The 25,510-nt window shown below is 45.0% G+C and carries 9 protein-coding genes; all 9 read right to left on the bottom strand.

The features are described 5' to 3' along the window. Positions 1-37: 37 nt before the first annotated feature. Positions 38-1,696 (bottom strand): adenylate/guanylate cyclase domain-containing protein, encoded by a 1,659-nt coding sequence (locus QUA01_RS13455; protein WP_333089957.1) that lies wholly within the window; start codon positions 1,694-1,696, stop codon positions 38-40. Continuing rightward, the gene (locus QUA01_RS13450; RefSeq protein ID WP_333089958.1) at positions 1,671-4,238 is read right to left on the bottom strand and encodes a response regulator; all 2,568 of its coding nucleotides are present in this window, start codon (positions 4,236-4,238) and stop codon (positions 1,671-1,673) included. Before QUA01_RS13450 ends, QUA01_RS13455 begins: the two co-directional genes overlap by 26 nt. Next, positions 4,235-4,627 (bottom strand): response regulator, encoded by a 393-nt coding sequence (locus QUA01_RS13445; RefSeq protein WP_333089960.1) that lies wholly within the window; start codon positions 4,625-4,627, stop codon positions 4,235-4,237. Before QUA01_RS13445 ends, QUA01_RS13450 begins: the two co-directional genes overlap by 4 nt. A 215-nt stretch (positions 4,628-4,842) precedes the next feature. Continuing rightward, on the bottom strand, positions 4,843-6,267 hold the full coding sequence (locus QUA01_RS13440; protein ID WP_333089961.1) for a hybrid sensor histidine kinase/response regulator: 1,425 nt from the start codon (positions 6,265-6,267) through the stop codon (positions 4,843-4,845). A 7-nt stretch (positions 6,268-6,274) separates the two neighbouring features. Then, positions 6,275-10,219, bottom strand: a complete 3,945-nt coding sequence (locus QUA01_RS13435; protein ID WP_442921546.1) for a PAS domain S-box protein — start codon at positions 10,217-10,219, stop codon at positions 6,275-6,277. A gap of 300 nt (positions 10,220-10,519) precedes the next feature. Next, complete coding sequence (locus QUA01_RS13430) at positions 10,520-13,285, bottom strand: family 10 glycosylhydrolase (RefSeq protein WP_333089965.1); 2,766 nt, start codon at positions 13,283-13,285, stop codon at positions 10,520-10,522. Positions 13,286-13,549: 264 nt separating this feature from the next. Further along, positions 13,550-16,291: a DEAD/DEAH box helicase gene (locus QUA01_RS13425; protein WP_333089966.1), complete on the bottom strand. Its 2,742-nt coding sequence runs from the start codon at positions 16,289-16,291 to the stop codon at positions 13,550-13,552. Positions 16,292-16,753: 462 nt separating this feature from the next. Then, a complete protein-coding gene (locus QUA01_RS13420; RefSeq protein ID WP_333089967.1) occupies positions 16,754-18,820 on the bottom strand; it encodes a phosphodiester glycosidase family protein in 2,067 nt (688 codons plus the stop codon). Between the two features lie 341 nt (positions 18,821-19,161). Further along, positions 19,162-24,639 (bottom strand): trifunctional serine/threonine-protein kinase/ATP-binding protein/sensor histidine kinase, encoded by a 5,478-nt coding sequence (locus tag QUA01_RS13415; protein ID WP_333089968.1) that lies wholly within the window; start codon positions 24,637-24,639, stop codon positions 19,162-19,164. Between the last annotated feature and the right edge of the window lie 871 nt (positions 24,640-25,510).

Genomic DNA, 25,510 nt, shown 5'->3' with positions numbered 1-25,510 from the left:
AATTTTAATATTATTAATTGAAATTGACCTCAAAAAATCAAAAAACTTTACCTTGTTCTTCAATCAACCAATAAGTCAACATTGTTCCTTTACCTTTTACCGAAATCTCACCCCGTTCTTCAAAAACAAACCGAGCTTTCAATCGCTCGTAAGTTGTCGCAGTCACTTGAATTTTACCCGGCAATCCGTTCGACTCCATCCTAGACGCAACATTCACAGTATCCCCCCACAAATCATAGCTAAATTTGCTAATTCCAATAATTCCCGCCACCACCGAACCGCTGTGAATTCCGATCCGCAATTCAAAACTTTCTCCAACTTTAGTATTAAAACTTCTCAAAGCTGCCTGCATTTCCAAAGCTAAAAGTGCGATCGCCTCAGAGTGATCCTCCCGCACCGTCGGCAAACCTCCAACCACCATATAAGCATCCCCAATCGTCTTAATCTTTTCCAACCCGTGCAACTCAGACAACCTATCGAACTCCGAAAAAATCGCGTTCAAAATTTCTACCAACTGCGTCGGACTTTTGTGAGCAGAAAAATCTGTAAAACCCACCAAATCAGCAAACAATACCGTCACATCATCAAAATGATCCGCTATCAACTTTTGCTCTTTTTGCAAGCGATCGGCAATAGGTTTCGGTAAAATATTCAGCAGCAATTTCTCTGTTTGCTCTTGCTGCAATTTCAGCGCTGCTTCAGCTTGTTTCCGCTGAATCAGCGAACCTAGCTGCATCGCAACCGCACTCACCAATTCCAACAAGCGCGGCTGACATTCCAGATTGTTTTCTTGATAAAAAATCAAAATTGCTAACACTTGATTGTCTGCCAAAATTGGCACACCAAAAGCCGCTTTTAACCCCACATTCATCGCAATTTGCGATTGTAAAAAAACTTGTTCTGGTGCAGTAGAAACATCCTCTATCCATTCAGACTGCTGCGACTGCCAAATCCTCCCCGGGAGTCCCACACCAGCAGCAAAAGTTAACTCCCAATTTGTCTGTCGGAATTGGGCAAAACTCGAATCGCTGACGTACCTACCTGTAGCGCATTTTAAAACGCCCTCACTGCAAGGAATCCAAGCTTCGCCCAGATTCCATTCAATAGTTTGGCAAATTAAACCTAAGATCACATCTATAGCCGACTCAAAACTCTCAGATTTACTAATAGCTTGAGTAGCCTTCAGCAGCAACCTCGTTTCCATTTCCACCTGGTGACGTTCGGCAATTTCCTCGTGCAACTGGACATTTTTAGTCGTCAATATTTGATTTTTTTCTTGCAATTGCATTTGCAAGGAACGCACAGTCAGTTGATTGCTAACTCGCGCCAATACTTCTTTTACCTGAAAAGGTTTTGTGATATAATCTGCTCCGCCCACCTCAAAAGCTTGTGCCTTATTTATTCCTTCTTCTAGCGCGCTGAGAAAAATAATCGGAATTTCTTTAAATTCCGGTTGTGATTTCAATTTCTTACAGAGTTCGTAGCCGTCAATATCCGGCATCATAATATCTAGCAAAATCAAATCTGGTACGCTAGATTGAATTGCATCTATAGCAGAAAAACCGTTGGTAACAGGTCGGACTTTATAACCATTTTTTTGCAGAATTCTAATCAACAAACGCAGATTATCTGGCGTATCATCAACTACTAAAATATCTGCTTGATAGTTTTCAGTTTGTTCCGCCTTCATCTGCATTATTTGATTCCTCCGCCTCGGTAATTAAATTAAGAATTTTCTGATAATCAAAATTATCGAGATGCCCCTGGAGGATGTCGGAAAATTCACGATGAGCATCCCTTATTTCCTCGATTGTCCTGGAAATTAAGTCAAAATCAGCATTACGGATTACCTGCTTCATCTTCTCTATCCATTCTGCGGGAAGTGCAGGTAAATAAGCAAGCGCAACAATAGAGGGAGAGTTAGATAGATTATCGCCCCTTGACATCAAATAAGTCGAGGGAGAGTAGAGATACTTGACCCCTAAGTGTTGGTTGAGGCTATTAAATATATCATTTTTGCGGAAAGGTTTGCTAATAAAATCGTCGCAGCCGACTAATAAAGCAAAGGATCGCCTGCCTTCAATTGTACTAGCAGTCAAAGCAATAATCTTCGGAATCGGAGATTCAAACTCACAAACACTCATTGGAGCCTTGCCTTGCTGCTTTTGCTCTCTCTGCTGTATTCGGGTTCTAATTTCTTTAGTAGCTTCGTAGCCGTCCATCACTGGCATTCGCACATCCATCAAAATTAAATGCGGCTGCCAGTTTTCCCAGATTTCTACTGCTTCGCTGCCGTTGCTGGCTTGTTGCAGCACAAAACCCAAAGGAGAAAGCATTTTGACTAAAAGTTGGCGGTTGTCTTCGCGATCGTCCACAATTAAAATCCGGTAGCAAGGTTGATTTGGTTCCAATCCCGTAACTTCCAGGTTAATTTGTGGTTCGGGAATATCCGCAGCATAAACCGCACCGACTGGAATCTCAAATTTAAAACTCGTGCCAATTTCCAGTTGACTTTCTACGACGATTTCTCCTCCCATCAAGCGGACAAATTGACGGCTGATAGTCAATCCTAAACCAGTACCTTTCTGAGCATTTTGACCGGAAGTCGTCTGCACGAATGCCTGGAAAACATTGCCCACTTCTTCGGGAGAAATGCCTACTCCTGTATCTTTTATTTCAAACTGAAGGAAAACCATCGGTTCTGAGTTTAAATCTTCAGTATCCTTTGTCAATTCAACTATTGCTAATTCCCTGGAAGTTATGGCGAAGTCCCGAATACTTGTTGCGGTATCAAACATAACTGTAGGTCTATCTAATAAATCTACTATTCCAGAATATTTTAACTTTCTAATTCTTAAAACTATTCCGCCTGTCGGTGTGAATTTAACGGCATTGCTGAGGAGATTTATCAGGACTTGCCGCAGTTTAACCTCATCGGTTCGCACGTACTGGGGAACGTCAGCCTCGCGCTCGAAAAGCAATTGCAATTCTTGACTCTGTGCTCGAAATAGAAACATATCTTCCAAGTCATCAAGCAAGCGGTAGAGGTCGAAGTTTTTCGGGACGATCGCCATCCGTCCCGCTTCGATTTTTGACAAGTCTAAGGCTTGATTGATCAGAGTCAGCAAGTGTTCGCCGCTGCGGTGAATAATTCTTAAATTTTCTCGATTTTCAGCAGAAAAATTGGGGCTTGGTTCCATGATTTGTGCAAACCCGAGTATGGAATTGAGAGGGGTTCGCAACTCGTGGCTCATATTAGCAAGAAACGTGCTTTTAGCTTTGTTTGCTGCTTCAGCAGCTAAGGCGGCTTGTTGCAGTTGTTCTGTGCGTTCGTCAATTTGGACTTCTAAGGTGTGCTGGTAGTCTGCTAGTATTTTTTCGGCTTGTTTGCGATCGCTAATATCTTGAAAAACTGCGATCGCATAAGTAATATTTCCGCTAGCGTCAAAAATCGGTGTGGTATTGATCTCGATCGCAATTATTTTGTCATCCTGACGGATTTCTACATCGTCAACCCTGACAAATTCCCCTTTCAGCGCGCGCAAAACTGGCAAATTATCCGGCGGGTAAAGCTCATCAGTATTGGCAACATAAAGTTGATAACTTGCAGCTAATTGTTCCGCTGTGCTTTCCGGGATCGTGTCTGCACCCAGCAAATCCCGCGCTGTCTGGTTAAAATAGGCGATCGAGCCGTCTGGATTGTAAACAGATACCCCCACTGGTAAAGCTTCTAAAAATTGATTCAGGCGGCTTTCACTCGCAGACAGCGCCGCATTTACTTGCTTCAACTCCTGATTTACTTCTTGCCGTTTCAGGATTTCATCTGTTAACTTTTGGTCTTGCAAATAACTGTGAACAGCTTCTACTACCGTTAATTTCAAATCTTCATTTTGCCAAGGTTTAGGGATATAACGGTACAACTTAGCATACTTAATAGCATTGCTCAAAGCTTCCAAATCTGCTTGGCCCGTCAGCATAATCGTCAGCGTATCCGGCGAGCGTTCGTGAATTTGCTTGAGCAATTCGTCCCCTTTAATATCCGGCATGATATAATCGGAAAGCACCAAAGCAATCTCGTATTCATCTGCCTGCAAATCTGCCAGCAACTCTAAAGCATCTTCCCCTCCTTCCGCCGTTTCAATAATACAACTATCCCCGATCGCCTTTTTCAGCTCAATCTTTAAACTCTTCAAAACATCAGGTTCGTCGTCAATACAAACAATTACAGGTTTTTTCATAACTTGGCCAGCCCAGATTTTATTGTCTCTATTAACTCTTTGCTACTCCAAGGTTTGTACAAACAGCAGTATAAATCGGCTTTTTTGACTGCCCGCTCAACTGCCGCTGCATCCGCTTGTCCCGTCAACATCACCGTAATAATTTTAGGATATTTTTGGTGAACTTTAATTAAAAGTTCGTCACCTTTAATTCCCGGCATCAGCCAATCAGAAACAACCACAATCACCTGAAATTTTTCTTGAAAATCCTCAAGTAAATCTAAAGCTTCATCACCACTTTCAGCCAATTCGTAAAAGTAATCATCTTTAAATTCATTCTTGAGCTGCATCTTGAGAGTATTCAAGATATCTGGTTCGTCGTCAACGCAAAGGATTACAGGCTTACTCATTTGTTTAATCGCTGTTGGGATTTTAGCCAGCGGGCTTGCGAAAATTACTTGCTGCTAGGTGATTGATTTCAGGCGAGCAGACAAGGTATCTATCCCCCATCTTATACCATTTTCCATTGGAGCATAGGAATTGTCAATTTGGAATCATTCATGACATAATAGTAGGGAGCGCCGGTTTAAATTTGCCTTCTTTTTTAAAAAAAAGTAAGTTTTATTTAATAGATTGGCAGCGACACTGTAAAGGTTGTCTGCCCCGGTACAGATTCTACATCAATTGTGCCTTCGTGTTTCTTAACAATTTTTCTCACAATATCCAATCCCAAACCGCTACCTTCCCCCGCAGATTTAGTCGTAAAAAATGGCTGAAAAATTTTGGGAATAACTTCTGGGGGAATACCTTTGCCATTATCAGTAAACTTGAGAATAATATTTGCCTCTTGCTGCTGAGTCTCTAGAGTCAAAATACCTTTATAATCCATTGCTTGCAGGGCATTGTGAATCAAATTCGTCCAAACTTGATTTAAGTCATCGGGATAGCAAGTTATTTCGGGTAGATTTCCATAATCTTTAACTACTTCTATACCGTGTTTCAGTTGATTTTGATAAAGAGTTAACACCGTGTCAATACCGTCGTGCAAGTTCGCATGGACTTTTTCTTGCTTGTTATCGAAATGAGCGTAACTTTTCAAGGCAAATACTACTTTCCCCGACTTAGCTGTCGCTCTTTGGATCAGGCTAATACTTTTTTTAAAGCTCGAAAATTGATAAGCAGTATTGAAAACTACTTCCCAATCAGGCAATTTGAAAAATGGCAACAACTGTTCTATGTTGTCGTAAATTTCCATATCAACTAAAGTATCAGCAATTTCATCAGGGGTTGGAACCGATTCTGCAGTCAAATCTCTAATCAACTGCTGCTTAAATTTGCGTTTCTCCCTACTGGTAAATAAATTTGTTTGATTGGTAGATCGGTAAAGTAAACTTAAGAAGTAACCTTTACTTTCTTCAGAAATCTCTTGAAAAAATTGAGGCATTTTGGGTAAATTATCGTCCCAAAAATTAGCTATGTTATCAATAGAGGAACCTATAATGCCCAGGGGCGTATTGATTTCGTGGGCAATGCCGGCAATCAGTTGTCCTAGTGCAGCCATTTTTTCCGATTGAATCAAATGCTCTTGGGTGGCTTGTAGTTCCTGGATCGCAGTTGCTAAATCTTGATTTTTTTCTTGCAAAATTTGTTGTAGCGAACAAATTTTTAAATGAGTTTCGATCCGGGCTAAAACTTCTTCAACTTGAAACGGTTTGGTAATAAAGTCCACTCCCCCAACTCCAAAAGCTTTGACTTTATCCATCACGTCATTAATCGCACTGATGAAAATCACCGGAATATCTTTTGTGATTTCAGAATCTTTAAGCTGCTGACAAACTTCATAACCGTCCATTTCTGGCATCATCACATCGAGCAACACTAGATCTGGGGGCATTTTTTGAGCTGCAGAAAGTGCTAGTTTGCCGTTGGGAACCGGGCGAACTTTATAGCCTTTTTCGCTCAATATTCCTGCCAGCAATCGCAGGTTTTGTGGCGTGTCATCTACTACTAAAATATTAGCTCGATTAATGTTAGTCAAAGTTGAATTCATTGGGTATTTACTGTTTTTGGCTGCGAGAAATTGTGTTTAAAATTCTGTCGTATTCAAAATTATTAATGCAGTCTTGAAGCGCGTCCGCAAGAGAGGGGTTGACAGTGCGAACTTGTGCGATCGAACTGGCGATCGCCTCCATGTCCACACTCAAAATATTTTGCTTGAATTGAGCCATCCAATCGTCGGAAACAGAGGCGATCGCCTCCGGTGTCAGTATATCTTGACTTGAGTCCCCTAAACCTGTCGCGCTGACGGCAGTTGAATCTTCATAAATATAGCGTACTCCTAAATGTTTACCCATTGCCACAAAGATATCCTCTTCTCGGAAGGGTTTACGCATAAAATCATCGCAACCGGCCGAAAGAATCACCGCCCGTTCTTCCTCCAAAACACTAGCAGTCAAAGCCACAATCGCCGTTGCTTGCCCGCTAGTTGTAGTTTTAATCTGTTTCGTTGCCTCGTACCCGTCCATCACAGGCATTCTCATGTCCATCCAAATCAGATGCGGTTCCCACTCCATAAAAATATCCACCGCTTCTTTACCATTACTTGCTTCTCTCAACTCAAATCCGAGCGGACTCAGAAGTTTTACCAAAAGTTGACGGTTCAGGGGTTTGTCGTCCACAATTAGCAAGCGGTAACGCGGCTGATCGGGTGCGAGGGCAACAACTCGAACTTGAGTTTTTTTGCTTTCAATATCGGCAGTTTCCACCAGATGAACTTGGATGTCAAACTGAAATATTGTGCCATTTTCTAGCTCGCTGCTAACAGTAATTTCACCTCCCATTAATTGTACAAACTGTCTGCTGATCGCTAAACCTAAGCCAGTTCCTTCCTGAGAATCTTTACCTGTTTGTGTCTGTACGAACGCTTCAAACAAATGAGGAATTTCCTCAGCAGCAATACCTGCACCAGTATCTTGAACTTCAAAATGCAGCCAGTAGCGACCGGGCAATTGGTTAAGGCTGTTTTTGTGTAGCTTTCCTCTTCCTGCTTTGACTTGCACCGACACTCCCCCTTCGGAAGTAAATTTAATTGCATTGTTGAGCAAATTAATTAAAACTTGGCGCAATTTGACTTCATCGGTGGAAATATAATGGGGAACTTCCGCCTCTCGATCGAAGATTAAATGCAAGCTTTTTTCCTCAGCTTTGAGCGCAAACATATCTTCTAAATCGTCTATTAATCGGTATAAATCGAAGTTTTTTTCATAAATAGTAGTACGTCCTGCTTCGATTTTTGACAAGTCTAAAACTTGGTTTATTAAAGATAGTAAATGTTCGCCACTCCGCAGGATAATTCCGACATTTTCTTGATTTTCTTGAGACATAGTTTTACTGCGGAGCATGACTTGAGCAAAGCCGATGATTGCGTTTAGGGGCGATCGCAATTCGTGACTCATATTGGCGAGAAATGTACTCTTAGCTTTGTTTGCTGCTTCAGCCGCTTCTTTCGCCTGCTGCATTTTGATTTCCGCTTGTTTGCTATCAGTAATATCCTTAATAAAACCTTCGTAGTAAAGTAGACTTCCGGCGACATTGCAGACAGCGCGAGAATTTTCAGAAATCCAGATAATGCTGCCATCTTTGCGGTAAATTTCCGATTCAAAGTTAGCCAGTATTCCGTACTCGTTCATCAGCGTAATAAATTCGTCGTGGCGATTGGGATTTACATAAAGCTGGTTATTGAAATTCGGCTGGGATGCGATTAGTTCTTGCGACGATTCGTAACCGTAGAGGTTAGCTAAAGCGGGGTTAGCGCTGATGTATTGTCCGTCAGCAGCAGTCTGAAAAATGCCGTTTAAAGCGTTTTCATAAATATTTCGGTACTTTTCTTCGGCTTCCCGGAGAGCGTTTTCTGCTTTTTGGCGATCGGTAATATCGCTCGAAATCGACAGAAAACAAGGTTCTCCGTCAATTTCGATGGTTTCAATAGACAGCAGCGCCGTTCTTTCTGTACCGCTTTTATTGCGAAACCTGAGTTCGTAATTGTGAATAGCCGTTTTATTTTTTAACATTTGAATCATCCGATCGCGCTCTGCCAAAGTCGCCCAAAAATTCAGTTCAACCGCTGTTTTTCCAATAATTTGATCGTGACTGTAGCCCATCATCCGGCAAAAGCTGTCATTAACTTCAATGTGACTACCATCACTGATTCTCGTGATCGTAATCGCATTGGGACTGGAACGAAAAGCCTTAGAAAACTTTTCTTTTGCTTTCACAAAATCGGCGGTACGTTCTGCAACTTGTACTGCTAAATTTTGGTTGTATTCGGTTAACAGTTTGTCCGCCTGTTTGCGTTCAGTAATATCTTGAAAAGCGCACATTCCGTAGATAATGTTGCCTCGATCGTCGTAAATAGGAGTGCCCCAAACTTGCAGGGGAACAATTTTGTCAGTCAAGTAGATTTCAACGTCATCAACAGTGACACTTTTGCCCTGCAAAGCGTTTAAAACTGGGTCGCGCTCCGCTGGATAAATTTCCTGAGTACCAGCTAAATTAACTCGGTAGGATTGTCGCAAATTTTCAGAGTTTGCTGCTATAATTCCTTGACCTAAAAGTTGCTCCCCTGTAGGATTAATATAGTGAGGTTGACCATTTGGCTCGACAATAAAAATGCCAATCGGTACTGCATTTAGAAATTGTTTTACTCGGTTTTCGCTTTCTAAAATCGAAGTAAATGAGTGCTGTAATTGCTCTGCCATGCTGTTAAAAGCAGCCGCAAGTTCTCCGAGTTCATCTTCGCGATTCAGAGCGAGCTTTGTATCCCATTCATTCTTTGCCAAAGCTTTCGCCGCTGCATTCAATTTTAAAATCGGCTGCACCACCCATTTAGCAGTAAAAATTCCCAGAATTGTCGCTACGATCAAAGCTGCAACCGACAGCAAAACAGTCGTGCGGGTATTGGCGTTAATTTGCTCCATAAAGTCGGACTCTGGTACAACTACGACAATCAGCCAATCCAACCCCCGATCGTCTTTAAAAGGAGTTACCTCCATAAAATTGCGCTTTCCGTCAATATCAAAAGTAAGCTGTTGAGAATTTTTGATTTTAGCTAAGCTTTGGTAGGTTTTTTCTAAATGCTGTGCGGTTAGGCGAATTACGGGATTTTTGCTGACTGAAGCTTGGACGCGCTTTGCTTCTTTACCTTCCACTGCGAATTCTTCGCCCGCCGTTGAAGAGGCAATTAACATTCCCGATCTTTCCATCACAAAAGTTTGCCCAGATTTACCAATTTTGAGGCTGACGAGAAATTGTTTAATTTTGGAAAACAGCAAATCGCTGCCAGCTATTCCTAACAGCTTCCCCGCAGCATCGTAAATAGGCATAGCAGCAGTAATGGCTAGCTCTCTTGTCAAAAAGTCTGTATAAATTGGACTCCAGATAGGTTTTTTTGCGAGCGCCGCTGCTACGTACCAAGGACGAATTCGCGGGTCGTAAATATTATTAGATATTTCTACTAATTTAACGCGGTTTCCTTGAGAATCACCAGTATATCGAGCTAATTTATTGCCAGTAGATTTGTCAGCAGCAGAGATGAGAATCCGATCTTTAGTGCGAATTGCTCCAGAGTGTTCTCCATTTTCTGTGGCTACGTAAATGATGCTTATTGTATCAAAATATTGAATTTGTTCGAGGAAATGAAGTTCTAATTTTTGTTTTTCTTCGAGGTTCAACTGCCCCAATTTTATGCCTTGAACGTTGAGGTGATTGACAATGTGGGGAATTGACATATAGTTTTCCATGCGGTCTTTGATGCGATCGCTAATTTCTCCCCGCAACTGAGCTGCTACATCGTTAACCGCCCGCTGACCGTTTTGGAATGATAGCCAACCGACAACTCCTACGGTGCCGACAATTTGCACTAAAAAAGGCACTACGAGCACTGTTTGTAATGGAACTTTACCTAACATTTTGGTGGCAAAGCGATTCAGCGGTTTAGGAAACATATTCATCCTAAGAATAATTGAAATTGGCAAGTGAAATTAGTAGATGTTAAAATTTTGGAGCGATAGACGAGCTAGTTTTATTGAATCCGGTTACTTACTTAAAAAAAAGTGGGGAGCATTTGGGACTTTTTACAAAGCCCCAGATGCTCCCGAGAGATTATTATGAGTGCAGGGCTGGGATTTTACCTTTTTGACAAACGTACAGGCATTCATTAATATTAATATACCGTATTTTTGCGGAGAACAGGTGATTGGGCGCGATCGCCCTATCGGTAGCTGCCGGCCCCCCTAAAACTGCTTTTACTTGCGATTCAACTCCACCCTTTCGCCGTAACGCAACAGCATATCCAAACTCTCCAAACGATTTTGCCAAGTTTGTACCTGATAGCTATTGTCCCGAGAATGCAGCCGCATCAAAGATGAAAACTGAGATTGAAAATTTGCCAACAATCTTTTAGCCGTCGCTAAACTTTCACCCGAAGGATTTGCCGCCAATTTGCTCAAAGCTTGCGCCAATTCATCCGATCGACTTTGGAGAACTTTCAGTTCAGATTCCGACACCTGCAACTGATTGTTAGCCAACAAAAAACTCCATTCCTGCTTGAGAGCAGTATAGCGCGAAGCCGCGGCTGCAAACGGCTGCCGGTAAGGAATCGGTTCTGCAGCATTCGTAGAACGCACCCCTCGCCCTTGAGTGCGGTTAAAAAAGCCTTGCATGGCGCTGCTGATACTTTCCACCGCAAAAATAGCATAGCCCCCTGTCGGCAAATCGCGCAAAGCTTGAATTTGGTCGATCGCCACAACTTGCGGGAGAGTCAACAACTTAACCGACGGAGAAATCAAAGCCGAACCGAGCATTTGTTCCTTCGCCAACGGTTCCGTAACGCGCTGAAGTCGGTTAGTATCCAAAGCATAAGTCATCGGCACAATCAAATCTACAATACCCTGACGGGCCCAAACTTCCCAATTTTGCTGAATTTTGTAAATCCGCTGACTTTCTGGGTGAGGAAACACCGCCACCGACAGAATTGTGCGGGGAGAATTCGACCCCAAAAGCCGATAAACTTCAGCGACAAAACTATTAATTTGATTAGTTTTAAATTCAACCCACTGCCGCCACAAACTGCCGTCCTTGGGGGAAATATTCACTGGATCTGTACCAGTCAACTGTTTGAATTGCTGCCTCGCCACAGCACCGTAGCCGTAGGTAAAACCCGCGTTATCATTTTGAAAAGGATAGCGAATGTAGTCTAACTGTACTCCATCTACTTTGTAGCGGGTGGCAATTTCGTTGATAATTTGGAGTAGATAACTGCGCGCTTCCGGGTTTGCTGGATCGATATAAAATTTACCGTCATTAGGATTTTGGATGCGTCCTTTATTGTCAATATTTGCCCAACTTGGATGAGCGGAAAGCACCGGGCCAGGATAAGAATCAGGTTGACCAATTAAAGCATTGTGGCGTTTATTTCCGGTGGCAAAAATCCAAACCCAAGCGTGCAGTTCCAGGCCTCGCTCGTGGGCTAATTTAACAGCAGATTCCAGCGGGTCCCAGCCAACTGTGAGGGGGTTTTGTTGGGGTGCAACTTGACTGGGATAAATTGGATATCCGGCATTCACAGTTTCAAAGAAAACGGTATTGATACCAGCGGCGGCGAGCCGATCGAACACTGCGGCCAAACCTTGTTCAGATCGAGCGGCCACGATCGTACCGCGATCGAGCCAAACCGCCCGAATTTCCGCCCCGACGCGCGGCCCTTCCTGGGGGTAATTTTGCCAGAGTAACTGGCGCGCTTGCACCCACTGCTGTCTGGCCTCGGCGTATTTTTGTTGTTGCAGGAGTTGGTCAAAATTTTGCAAAACCTCCCGCGCGTTGGCGATCGCCCGCATCATAGTCCCTGGTATCACAGACGGACGAATGGCGGCTGGGCCGCCGGCACTGTTGCTTCCAGCCACGAGTTGAGCGGGGTTAGGAGCACTGAGATTGACGGCGGTATTCCCGGAATTAGATGCTGTCAAGGCGCTTTCAAACCTACCGAGGAGGTTGGTGAGTTCTTGGCGCATCAAGTAGGCTTCAATGCTGACGATCGGCTGATTGGAATTTGCCTGCACGTCCAAACCCGCCGGCGCTGACTGATCTGAAGGGTCTGTAAAATTTGCGGGGACTGGTTCGGGAAGCGAGGGAGCAGGAGAAAGTGTACTCAGCGGGGTACTGCGCGGCGCAGGGGCGGTGTTTCTAGAGACTCGGTTGGGGGGGATTGGCAGCGGGGGGGATGCCGCTGTTGGCTGCGCTGAGGAGGCAGCGATTGTGCCTCCCCAGCGGGCGATCGAGGCCTGCAGCCAAGCTTTGTCTAAATTTGACGAACCGTCGGTACCCCAGCGCCAGCCGAGATAGGTAGCGCGATCGGTGGCGATCGCCGCCGAGGAACCGGAACTATTTTTCCAAGTCGCGACTGTTTGACTGTTGGCGTCGGCGGGAATCAGGACACCGCCTAGAACTGAGCCGTTTTGTTGTTGGGCCGGCATCCAATTGCTAGAAGTATTGCAGGCGAGATCCCGACAGCGCGCGCGCGGTTGTGGTACCGCCGGCTGGGTTAACGGAAAAGCCCAATAGGCCCCAAGGAGCGATCGTAAAGATTGGCGCACCAAAGCCGGGGAACTGCGCCCTACAGGGCCAGAAGCAATCAAACGGCCGCCCTGGGATGCCCAAGCTTCTAAAACTTTAATTTGCGCCGGGGTCAAAGTTTCTATGTTGGGCAAAAACAGGACGTTAACGCCTGCTAAATCCGCCGTACTTTTGATTTCTTCGAGATTAATTGGTTTGTAAGCAATGCCGCTTTCCCAGAGGCGCGTGGTAATTTTCACCCAGTCAGGAGAATTTTCGGAACTGCGAACAACGCCCAGAACTACTTCGGCGAAACTGGGTGAGGGAAATAGAATGAATGTATTTAGTAATGTACTCGCTAGGGTTCCAATCAAGACTCTTTGCAAGAAGGTGAAAAGGCGATTTTTTTGAGTCTGAGAGATGGTTTTAGGCGTTTGACTGGTTCTTTTGAGCTGTTGCATTGACACGAGAATTACCCACCACACCGCTTAATAAAATTTTAATAACAATTTAGATCGATCCGCACCATACAATTTTTTCTTCTGTCGTGCAACGTGCGATCGGGAAAATATACGATCGCCCGCTGAGGATGGGAGCGCATTCGATCGCAAATTTTATCCTAAACTCAGATTGCGCGCGATCGAACAACCGCCATAAAAAAGGTTCGATTGTTCGGACTTTAGTCCGCAAAAATCAGGACTTTAGTCCGAACGATCGAACCTTCACTACTGAATTGCAGTTTCATTTACCGGGAATCGATCGATCAACTGCATCGCCCGACAAGCATTCCTCCGCAAAGAATCCGAAACGTGAGGAACATGAGGAATCTGAGACAAGAAATCCAAAGTCCGGCGCAAAATTCGCACCACATCTCCTTCATCCAAACTCGTATGACTAATCAGTTCCAGCCATTCCACACCCAGAGCCCACTGTTCCACCAAAGTCACTAAATCCCGTTCCAGCCAAATCGGGATCGCAGCTTCGTGGCGGTACTGCACTTGAAACAACCGGCGGCGCAGGCCTTTTTGCAGGTTGTCCAAAGGTGCTAAAACTTCCGGCGACAGCGAGTAATGAGTCCAACTGTCAGGCCTGGAAACTTCTGTAACCAAGGCCGCGCAAGCAGCAGCGAGGTGGTGGGGGTCGAGTTCGTCAAACTCTGAAGACATCAGGGACAAACCCAGCCACAGTTCGTTATCGCCGCGAATGGCGGCGCAGGCTTGACCCAAAACTGTGGGTACTAATCTGTCGGAGGAGTCGTCTCGGTTTCCATCTGCCGAAATTACTCTTTCCAAACAGCCGAAGTTTAGCAAGATGTCAATTAAGTTGAGAAATTGCTCCCAATAGCGAGCTCGCTGCTTTTCTAAGTCTTGTTCGCTTTTGCGGATTTCTTTTTTCAATTCTTCCCGGCGGCGCTGGCGTTTGAGCAAAGTACCGGGATTGCCCCATTCTAGAACTGGGTGAATTTCTAGTCGATCTTCTAGGGCTGCGATTTTCTGCAGTTGCTCGATCGCCTCCGGGCTCGGTTCCGGTGCGGGCAATTCTGGGATCGATCGGGCAATTGCCACGGTTTCTTCGGTTCCCAAGCGACACTGGCCGAGTCTCAGAGTCAGTTCGGCCGGGGGGATCAAGGTATCTGCGACACTCAAGCGAGGTAGTTCGGCGTGGAGGGTGGCGACATCGCTAATGGCGACGATGTACCAGCGGTTGTCTTTACCCAAGCACACCAAGTTTGGTGCTTGGCCCGAACCTGCGATTTTGGCAACTAAGATGGCGGGTACGGGGGTTGCGTGCGATCGTTTGGCTGTCGGAACGTGCTTGCCTTTGAGACTCAGAACCGTGCCGAGCACTGCAAAAGACACGGCTACGGACATCTCCTTAATGCGCGCTTCTTCTGCTTGCTGCAATAAAATTTTGAGCAAACGTTTGTCTTCTTTGAGTCTTCCCTGCAATTTTTCGTAATCGGCGAGTTGTTTTTCTAGGTAAGAGACATTACCTCCGGCCGCCAGGGATTTGTCGATCGCCACTAATTCTGTTTCCAGTCGGTCTAATTCTGCTTGCTGCGGCTGCAAGTACAAGGTAGACAGGTATTGACCGAAACTGCGCTCTACTAACTCTTGAGCTTCATCGATCGTGTGAGTTTGCAGCAAATTCAGCACCATGCCGTAGCTGGGCGTAAATTGACTGGCGAGGGGGTCGGCTTTGGCTGTTGCCAAATAAGAGGCTTCTTTTGCACCTTCAAAGCGCGTCTGAACTGCGACAACGTGCCCCAGTTCGTCCATCCCACGGCGACCGGCCCGACCGGCCATTTGCAGGAATTCTGAAGCGTTTAGCAGTCGGTGTCCCTTGTCGGTGCGCTTGGACAAGGTGGAAATGACTGTGGTGCGGGCGGGCATATTAATGCCGGCTGCGAGGGTTTCGGTGGCAAATACGACTTTAATCAAACCTCTGCCAAAGAGTTCTTCTACTAAGCCTTTCCAAGCGGGTAAAATGCCTGCGTGGTGGGCTGCGATGCCTTTTAAAAGTGCTTCTTTTTGACCGAAGCGTTCTGCTTCTGGGTTTCGCTGTAAAAAATCGTCAATGATGCGTTTGAGTTCGGCTGTTTCGGCTTCGTTAACCAGGGATAAATTTCCGACTTCTGCGACTGCTTGGTCGCACCCGCGACGGCTGAAGATAAAGTAGATTGCTGGTAGCATATCTCGATCGTCCAACCGGCACAAAACATCGGTCAAACTGGGAGTGGGAATGCTGCCTCTTTCTGCTTTTTGCTGCTTCTTTTTGGGGACTAACCGCGGATTAGCTCTTTTGCCGGTTTCGTCTAGCAGGGGAAATATGCCTTTTTGATTGGCAAAGTGGAATTGCAGGGGTACTGGTCGAAAGTCTGAGTAGACTAGCTGTGTGGGCCCGTGAACTTTGTTAATCCAGTCTGTGAGTTGGTCGCTATTGGCGACGGTGGCTGAGAGGGCGAGCAGTTGAATTTCGCCGGAACAGTAAATGATCGATTCTTCCCAGACTGTACCGCGCTGGCGATCGTTCATGTAGTGACATTCGTCGAGCACTACGGTTTCGACTCCGGTGAGGGAAGCGCCGACTGCTCCGATCGGCGTACCGTAGAGCATATTCCGAAATATTTCCGTAGTCATCACCAAAATCGGCGCATCTCGATTGACAGAGATGTCGCCCGTGAGCAAACCTACGCTGTCGTCTCCAAATTGCCTGCGGAAGTCGCGCAGCTTTTGGTTGGAGAGAGCTTTTAGGGGAGTGGTGTAGAACACGCGCCGCCCCCGGAAAAGTGCTTGATGGATGGCGTATTCGCCGATTAACGTTTTCCCGGAGCCTGTGGGAGCGCACACCACAACGGATTTACCTGCATCGAGGGCGGCGATCGCCTCTCTCTGAAAGTTATCTAGCTCGAATGGAAATATGGTCTTCAGATCCAGCTCTGGGCGGTTCTGGGAATTATCTGGCACAAGGATTATTCTGAGGTTGCAGGGTAATTATGCTTAAATCTTGCTGAAAGCAAGGCAGCAGAGGACTGTATTGATTTTAAACCTTTGTCAGCCGATCGGAACTCGGAGGAAGTAAGGGAGTGGGTGATTCGGGCTTTTATACTTAGTGCCTCAAAAATCTAGTATAGCGATCGAACCAGGTTTGCAGTCTGGACTGCTGTTTTTTTTTCGATCGTGTCCGATCGATTAACCGCACGCACGCGCAGGTTAATCGATCGGACTTCAGTCCGCACTACTAACCATGTTTGTTATGGTAATCTACCGGACACGATCTAACCTGATATTTCTTGACCTACCTTTACCCCACACGATCGCCGATAAATTCCAAATTTTGGGAAGATTTTTCCTAGAAGGGCGGGTTTATTTAGATTGTCATTAAGCTGCCTAAATTAGGGTTAACCCTCCCCTACAATATCAGTCAATTTATGGTTGAATGAAAATACCGATCGCATTATGGACTCTCGCAGCAGTAGACGGCGGGCGATCGAGCAAACTCCCTCCCAAATACAAACTCGTCGAACTTCCCCCATCCAAATTTAAAGCCTCCACAGCACCCATTTGCTGCAATATCTGCGCCAGTTCCGCAAAATTTGGGCCCGCCCCGCCCGCGCGATTGTGCACCGCTACAATCAGCAAATTCCCCGCAGCAGTTCGCCCGATCGCACTCCGAATCGCCGTCTGTCGAACATAGGCATCGCTAAACCCTTCCGCCTTAGCATCCAAAACAACTCGACTGTTTTGTACCAACACCGGCCCGCCGCCTAGAATGTAAGGAAAACGGTTAAAATCTGCCGGAATTGTGTTAGTTTCCAAACGCAATAAACTGCCAGCAGTTAATTGAGAAGCAGGGGAAAAATTGGAACGCAAAGCCAAAACATAACCGTTTGCTGGAATCGGGAAATTTGTTGTTCCCGGCGCGCCTCCGGGAGATTGACTGACAACTCTATCGCCCGCAACTGTCACAACTATTTCATTATCAGAAAACGGAGTATAAGTTTTTCCCCAATCGGGATTGTAGCGGCCGATTCCTGATGTCACATAGGCACTATTTAACTGTGAAACAGACAAACGTTGATTTGCAGGAGTTATTAAAGTTTCTTGCAAAGTCAAACGAGCGATCGCAAATTCGCCCCGATCGTTCCAAGCGATCGCCCCCCGATTCAAAATTGGCCCGGAAAGCCATTTATTTTCCCGCCGAATCGCGCCTAAAGCTAATCGATTGATGCGATTGAAAAATCCGGCATTAATTGCAGCCACAGTTCCCGAAAGTTCTGCTGTTTGCAATAGAGGTGCAGTACCTTGATCTGTCGGCGGATTGCTCAAAAGCGGTCTAATTGTGACACCGGATTGGCGGGGATTAATTTCTAACCCAACTACGGGAAAACGAGCGGTTCCTAAATTTTGATATTGCTGCCGCCACCGCACGCCCGGAGCCCAAAGAATGTTTTTTTCTACTAGGGAATCCGGGCGAATGTCGATAACTAATCGATTGGGATTTCCTAAACTGAAAACTTGTGGCCGCCAACCTAATGGAATTTGTACCTTGACTTTGGTTTGATTCCCCGCAGGTTCGATTTTTAACGATCGCACTTGTTTGCTGGTTGCAAAAGCGCGATCGATCGAAGTGAGATCGATCTTGGCATCGATCGCGATCGACCATTCTTGAGTGGCGATCGGTGCAGAGGGCGCTAGCGGCTGCGAGAACGCGGGTTTAGTCGGGTCGTCTGGTGTTTCGAGGTTTCGGGCTGGGGGCGCTGTCTGCTGCGGGATAGCGGGCTTTGTGGGGTCGTCGGGAGTGTCTCGCGGTGGGGTTGTTGGGGACGGGCTCGGTGTATCGACGAAGTTGACTTGCCAGGGGGCGGGGCGATCGAGATCGATCACTGTGCGATCGCCCCATTCTCTCGCTGCTTGCCGAATGCCGGTAATATTGGCAGTTGGAGAAGTAATTTTTAGAACATTCCCCTCAGCAGATATCTGCCAGCCTGCAAGTTTAGCAAAATCTGTAACATCTAAGTAGCGATACGAGCCTGTTGCCCTGGCTGTCAAACTTTTAGCATCGGTGAAAGATACCGAAAACCACTGCACCGGTTGTTTGTTACTGTCGGCGGTGTTGAGCAAATCCACTCCCGCACTCTGCATCAAGCCCACATCAGCAATCCAAGTTCGGAAATTTGCCGAAGTGCTGTTTGTTGGCTGCACAGTCCAAGCTAAGGGCAGAATCCGGCCGTTGAGAGACACTTGGCGGCCTTGTTTAATTCTGGCAACTGGCGGTACAGATTGAGCCAAATTGACCTCCGTTAATTCACGATTCAGGAACAAGGAAGAGGGCAATAAATTGTGTAATGGATTGGAGGAAAAACTAGAAGTTCTCCCACTCGAAGCCTCTTGCGCTATTCCGGGTTGATTCCAAAGCAAAGACTGGGCGATCGCCAGTACAGGTAAAATCGAGACTGACAATATTGAACGCCAATAAGACAAATTACATTTCATATCAAATTCGTTAGCATCGGAATACTAAATTCACTGTTGACTGTTGACTGTTAACTGTTGACTGTTAACTGTTAACTGTTGACTGTTAACCGTTAACATAAAGAGTGCAACCGGAATTGATATCACAACTTACAACTCACAATTTCAATCCTAAACGAATATAGCAATCGTAAATCATTTGTGAATTTCTTACTCCCTCTCCTTAGCAAGGGGAGGGTTGGGGCAGGGTAAAAAGTTTACGACTCCTGCAAGGATTGCTATAGGTATATAGCAACCCGGAATATCCCTATGTTTCTTCTTACTAAACGGCGCTAATTGCGTTAAAGTCTAGCACGAACTGCTCATACCGGAATAGAAATCACAAACTCCGAACCCTGCCCCAAGGAGGAATTCACGAGTAACGTACCTCCATGTTTTTCCACAACAATTTGGTTGGCGATCGACAATCCCAATCCAGTTCCTTGACCCACAGCCTTAGTTGTAAATAAATGGTTAAAGATGTTTTCCTTGACTTCCTTCGACATCCCCACTCCATTATCCTTAATCCGAATCAAAACCTGATTTTTATCTTCGCTCAGAACAGTTTGAACCGTGATTTGATTAGGTAGGACTTTAATTTCACTAAAACTGCGCTCCTTATTTGACTCTTCCAGAGCGTCAATGGCATTAGCCAGCACATTCATAAATACCTGGTTCAACTGTCCGGGAAAGCATTTCACTAGGGGCAAGTTACCATACTCTTTCACAACTTCAATAGCAGGGCGTAACTCGCTCGCTTTTAAACGGTGCTTGAGAATCAGCAGAGTGCTTTCAAGTCCGTCGTGAATATTGAAAGAAACTGGTCGATCGCTATCAGCCCTAGAAAACGTTCTCAAACTCGTACTGATATTACGAATGCGATCGACTCCCTCATTCATTGAGCTAATCAATTTCGGCAAATCTTCTCGCAAATACTCCAAGTCCATCTCCTCAATTTCTGCTTCAATTTCCACTCCCGGAGCCGGAAATTTTTCTTGATACAAGTCGATCAAGTGGAATAAATCCCCCACGTATTCTTGAGCGGGTTGCAAATTGCCGGCGATAAAGCCTACGGGATTGTTAATTTCGTGGGCTACCCCTGCGACTAAATTTCCGAGAGCAGACATCTTCTCACCCTGCACCAATTGCAGTTGCATCTGTTGAAGATTGTGGATAGAGGACTCTAGTTTTTGGGCATAATCCTGAGATTGTTGATACAATTGGGCGTTTTGTAAGGAAATTGCTGCTTGCGAGCAGAGGATGTTGAGGATGGCGACGCGATCGCGCGTGAATACTCCTGTTGCTAGATTATTTTCCAGATACAAAATCCCCATCATTTTGCCTTGATAAAGGATGGGAGTGCAGAGGATACTCTTAGATTGCTGTTGGAGAATGTAGGGGTCAGATGCAAATCTTGGTTGAGTGCTACCATTATCCAAAACTAGGGTTTCTTTTGTACGTTTGACGTAGTTGATTAGGGTTAGAGGAATTACTTCGCTCTCCTCAACCGGAATAGATTGCAGAAGGCAGTCTTGACGGTTTGTGCAGTGGACGTTTATCTTCCAGTTTCCCTCTTCATTCAAAATTAATGCTCCGGTTTGTGCTCCGGCATTCTTCACCACCACTTGCATCAGGGTAGTGAGCAATTGATCGAGTTGAATTTCGCTAGATAAAGCTTGAGAAGCTTTGATAACTGTCGGCAAATCTACTAATTCCGAACTGCAGCTAGTGCTACCGATAAGTGTTCTATTCGTGTTAGATAGGGATGATTCACTATGGCTGGAGGTATGAATTGTTTCGCTTGGATACTGGCGAGTTCGCTCCTGTTGCAGGATCGGAGCAAGCAATTGGGGATAGCGCTGTTCTAGATAATCAATCTTTGCTTTTGCTCCCCAACGAGCGTAGGCATAGTAAGCATCGATTAGATAGGGTTGTGCAAGTTTTTCTTTCCCCCATTCTAAGTAAAATTTGGCGGCAAGTTCGTGAGCTAGTGCTTCTTCGTTGATGTACTCGTTTTCTTGGGCGAGGGCGATCGCCTTGTCATACATTTCGATCGCTTCTATTTTTTGGTTTAAAACCCGCTGCCGTTCTGCCTCCACTAGATAGAATTTGTGCAGATAATTCATGGGGGCATGATGCGCCCATTTCTGCATTTTTTCTTGATTAGCTTGTACTCTGTCAAGAATACCCTGTTGCTCTGACTGTGGAGTATCAAAATACACCGCCAACCTCACTAGAGAATCGTAGAAATAGAAGATAGGAACAGCAGGTAATCCTATCACTGCGTCTAAATAATTTTCTACTAAAGCAATATTTTCCATCGCTTTTGAGTAATTTTCAAACCAGTAATTAAGTAAAACTTTGTTCCAATATATGTAAGCAACACCCAATCTGTCGTTTGCTTGCTGGTGCAATGGTAACGTAATTTGCTCGTCGCAGGCTTCACCCTTTAAAATGCAGGAACTTTCACTTTTGCCGAGCATATTTAATGTAGCCTGCCAATAGGTTTCTATATAATGAAGCGGTGTTTCTTGCTTGATTTTATCAACAGCATCTCTGTAAGTTGCCATCTCTCTTTCAAGGACAGTCAGTTCTTTGCCACTCAAGTAACTGAAACACGAGTACATTAGTAGACCATAGCCAGCAAACTCTAAATCACCTGTCTCCAGTCCGCTAGAGTAAACTGACAGTAAAGGTTCTAAGGTTTCTCTCAGATGATCTTTCCAAGGTCGGATAAATATATTTACTATGAGGAGTGTCTTGGCTTTAATTTCTTGAGCATTTAACTTTGACACGAGAGTTAAAGCCAATTGACCGAACTGATAACCTGAATCAATATCTCCTACAACTCCGCAAAGCAGAAGACCATAATTGGCATAAGCAAAGGGAGACACGGAAGCATTCCCATATTGAACGGATAAATCTACTTGTTTGCACACCGTCAAAGGCACCAGTTCTGGGGCTGCTATATATGCAGGAGTAAAGATAATTGATAAAAGTCTTATGGCTGCTAGTTTATAGGGATCGCTCATTTGAGGTAGGTCAATTAAATCCTCAATTCGCTTCCCCTTGAAAATTGATGCAGTTGCCCCTAGTGCCTGCTCAATATCTGACGGGTTCACTTGAGAAGGAAATTCGACTCCCAACACCTTTAAGACTTGTAGCGTTGTATTAACTGCTTCTAGTAACTTGTTTTGAGCTATATAAGCTTGAATTTGAACTTCGTACACTTTTACTTTGTCCAGCAGCGTTTTGGCGCAGTTTTCCACGACTGATGCTAATTTGTCCATCTGGTCAAAATCACCGCTGAGATAGGCCGCTTCTGCTGCTTTTGTAGACAATGCCAAGGTTAGTTCGTATTGATTGTACCAACAATTTTCTGTCAGTAATTTCCTGCCAATATTGAAATATTCAACCGCTGCAGTATAAGCGGTAGCAGCTTTGGCTTTTTTTCCAGCAACCAGATTCAACCGTGCTAGTTGCTCCCGTTGTGCCTCTTGGGTAATTAGCTCAACTCCCACATTCAAGTGGTTGACAATATCAAAAATTCTTTCTTCTCGATCGGCTTCAGGCGTATTCTTTAACAGCAGTTGACCGATTTTTAAGTGCGTAGATCGCTTTTGGTCATCGGGAATTAGGGAATAGGCTGCTTGTTGAACGCGATCGTGTAAAAACTTGTATTTGGGTAATTGGTCGTGGGTAATTGATAATTGATCAAATTCATTCCCATTCCCAATTACCGATTCGCTATTTCCCTCTCCTTGATAAAACTTGTAAACCTCGCTAACAGGTAAAATCAATCCTTCTTGCAGCGCCTTCCATAAAGCTGTTGCGGTTTCTACTGGCGAATTTTCATCAACAATTGCTAAGGTCGCCAAATCGAACTGACTGCCAATACAAGCAGCTAACTTTAAAACGAACTGTGTCCTGGTTGGCAACTTTCGCAACTGAAGTGCCATGAATTCTACTACATCATCTGTTAGTGCCAAGGTTCGCACTCGGACGATATCGCACTGCCAATACCGAGATTCACAATTAAATTCAATTAGCCTATCTTCATGCAAAGACTTGAGGAATTGTGTGCTAAAAAATGGATTGCCTAGGGTTTTTTGATAAACGAGTTCTGTCAAAGGTAGAGCCAACGCTCTAGAACAAGCTAGAGTATCGGCAACTAAACTATTTACGTCGGCTCGATCGAGGGGAGCTAAGGTAATAGTATTCACCTGGGCCGCGGTTTTTTGAATCTCTGCTAACGTCAGCATCAATGGATGCGCTGGAAACACTTCGTTATCCCGATAAGCCCCAATTAATAAGAGATAGCGGTTATCAATATCGCTCATCAGCAGTTGAATTAATTTTAACGATGCTGAGTCTGCCCATTGCAAATCGTCCAAGAAAATCACTAAAGGATGTTCTTTTACTGTGAAGACTTGAATGAATTTTTCCAACAACAAATTGAAGCGATTTTGACCGGCACTGCCCGAAAGTTCGGGGACTGGCGGTTGCGGCCCCATAATACGTTCGAGTTCGGGAATGACTTCAACTATCGCCCCAGCGCTATCGCCCAAAGCTGCCACAATTTCTAACTTGAATTTTTCTAGTTTGGCATCTGTTTCCGATAGCAATTGTCCCATTAAATCGCGAAAAGCTTGGACAAATGCTGAAAAGGGGAGGTTGCGTTGGAATTGGTCGAATTTGCCTTTAATAAAGTAGCCGCGCTGCCGCACGATGGGTTTGTGGACTTCGTTGACGACGGCGGTTTTACCAATGCCGGAGAAACCGGCCACTAGCATCATTTCTGTGCTGCCGCCACTGACGCGCTCGAAGGCGGATAGCAGGGAGAATACTTCGCTTTCTCTACCGTATAATTTTTCGGGGATGATGAAGCGATCGCACAAATCTCGCTCCCCGATTGTAAAGTTAGTCAGCGCCCCTGTCTCTTGCCACTCGTGCCAACAAGTTTCCAAATCAAACTTCAGGCCTAGGGCGCTTTGATAGCGCTCTTCAGCATTCTTTGCCATCAGTTTGCTAACAATTTCAGACAGCACCAATGGAACTCTCTGGTTGATAATTGAGGCTGCGAGTGGTTGTTTGGCGAGGTGGCAGTGTACCAAATCCATTGGATCGTCTGTTTGGAATGGTAATTTTCCTGTTAGTAATTCGTAGAATGTTACTCCTAACGAGTAGAAATCTGTGCGGTAATCAATGCCTCGGTTCATTCGCCCAGTTTGTTCAGGAGATATGTAAGGTAAAGTGCCTTCGAGGACGTTGGGAGTTTGAATTTCTTGGGTTTCGCGAGGTAGCAGTGAGGCGATGCTGAAGTCAATCAGCTTGACTTCTTTGCTGGTGGGGTTAATTAGAATGTTGGCGGGTTTGAGGTCTTTATGAATAACGTGGTGGCGATACAGTCCATCAAGCGAGTTGGCAATTTGAATTGCAATGGGAAGAAACTCGTTAATGGGCAAGCCTTCCAGAGGTTCCTTGCTGGCGAACACTAAACTAGCGAGGTAGCTACTTAAGGAAATTCCGCCAAAGTCTTCCATCACCAGAGCATAGTGGTTATGGTAAGTTTCCAGGCTGTATGCCTTGACACTGCCGGGGATCTCTAAGTTTTTAGCAATGACGTACTGGTTACGGAAGTGAACCAGTTCGTTGAAGCAGGGAAAGTTATTTCGCAGTAGTTTGATCGCGACCGGCTGCCCATTTGAAGAGCGAAGACCGCGATACACTAGAGTTCGAGTGCCTGCGTATATTTGCTCGTTTATGTGATATCCTAGAAAAAGATTTGTTATGCTACCCATACCTACGTATTCCTACTGTTTTTGTCAAGCCTGAAGCTTTTTATAGTTGCTATCTACTATTGTCGCTCTATCTCCCGTGCTCTAGCTTGAATTACATCTTTCTTAACATATTTGGGAGAGCAATTTATGAAAGAGCTATTTGAACAACAAGACTTAATATTTTATGTAAGAGCTGTTGATACGGCAGTTGAGACTAAGTAGAAAATGACTTAGCTAAAGCTGATGGAACAACAGCAGTTCAGGGAAGAGGAACTTCAGAAGCCCATTAATAGGCGTGGCATAATTATGGGATAATTTTTGACACTCTCGGCCCTAAATAAACTGAGATTCTTGATTCAAAAAGGTGGCGCTGGCTCTACCAGATACTCCCAAGTTGTCAGAAATCCTTGAAATAGCCTTCATTGATGAGTTACAAACGAACGTTTGTAGCTAAAAAAATACAAATTAGGGTTAGGGACAACTGTCAACCTTTTTCGGCAAGCCATCTTAGCCGGGGTTCTGGACGATCGCTTATAAGACTTGCACCCCAACTCTGACTGTAATGGGTGAAATTTTATCAATTTTTTGATAAACTTGATGTTCGCGGCTTGAGAGTTGACTTCACAATAAGACAGGTTTCACCAGTTGTGAACCGCGCTGCTACATTGCACCTACCGACTGAGCGGGCAGGTGGTTTTTGTGTCTGCGGGCGCTGACGAAAGCAACTCAACAGCGCAGCAAGCAAAATAACGCTAAAGTTACTATCTACCTGAGTCCGCAAGGCTACCCTTCCGAACTCAGGAAAAACCCACACAAAAAACTCGCGAAGCGCAGCTATCCCGTAGGGAATCCCCTGCAATGTATCTAGTTGCAGGGCGGCGATCGCCCAAAG

The sequence above is a fragment of the Microcoleus sp. S36a_B3 genome (genome assembly GCF_036700745.1).
In the GTDB taxonomy this organism is placed as follows: Bacteria; Cyanobacteriota; Cyanobacteriia; order Cyanobacteriales; family Microcoleaceae; genus Microcoleus.
This window is presented reverse-complemented; position numbering and strand designations above follow the sequence as displayed.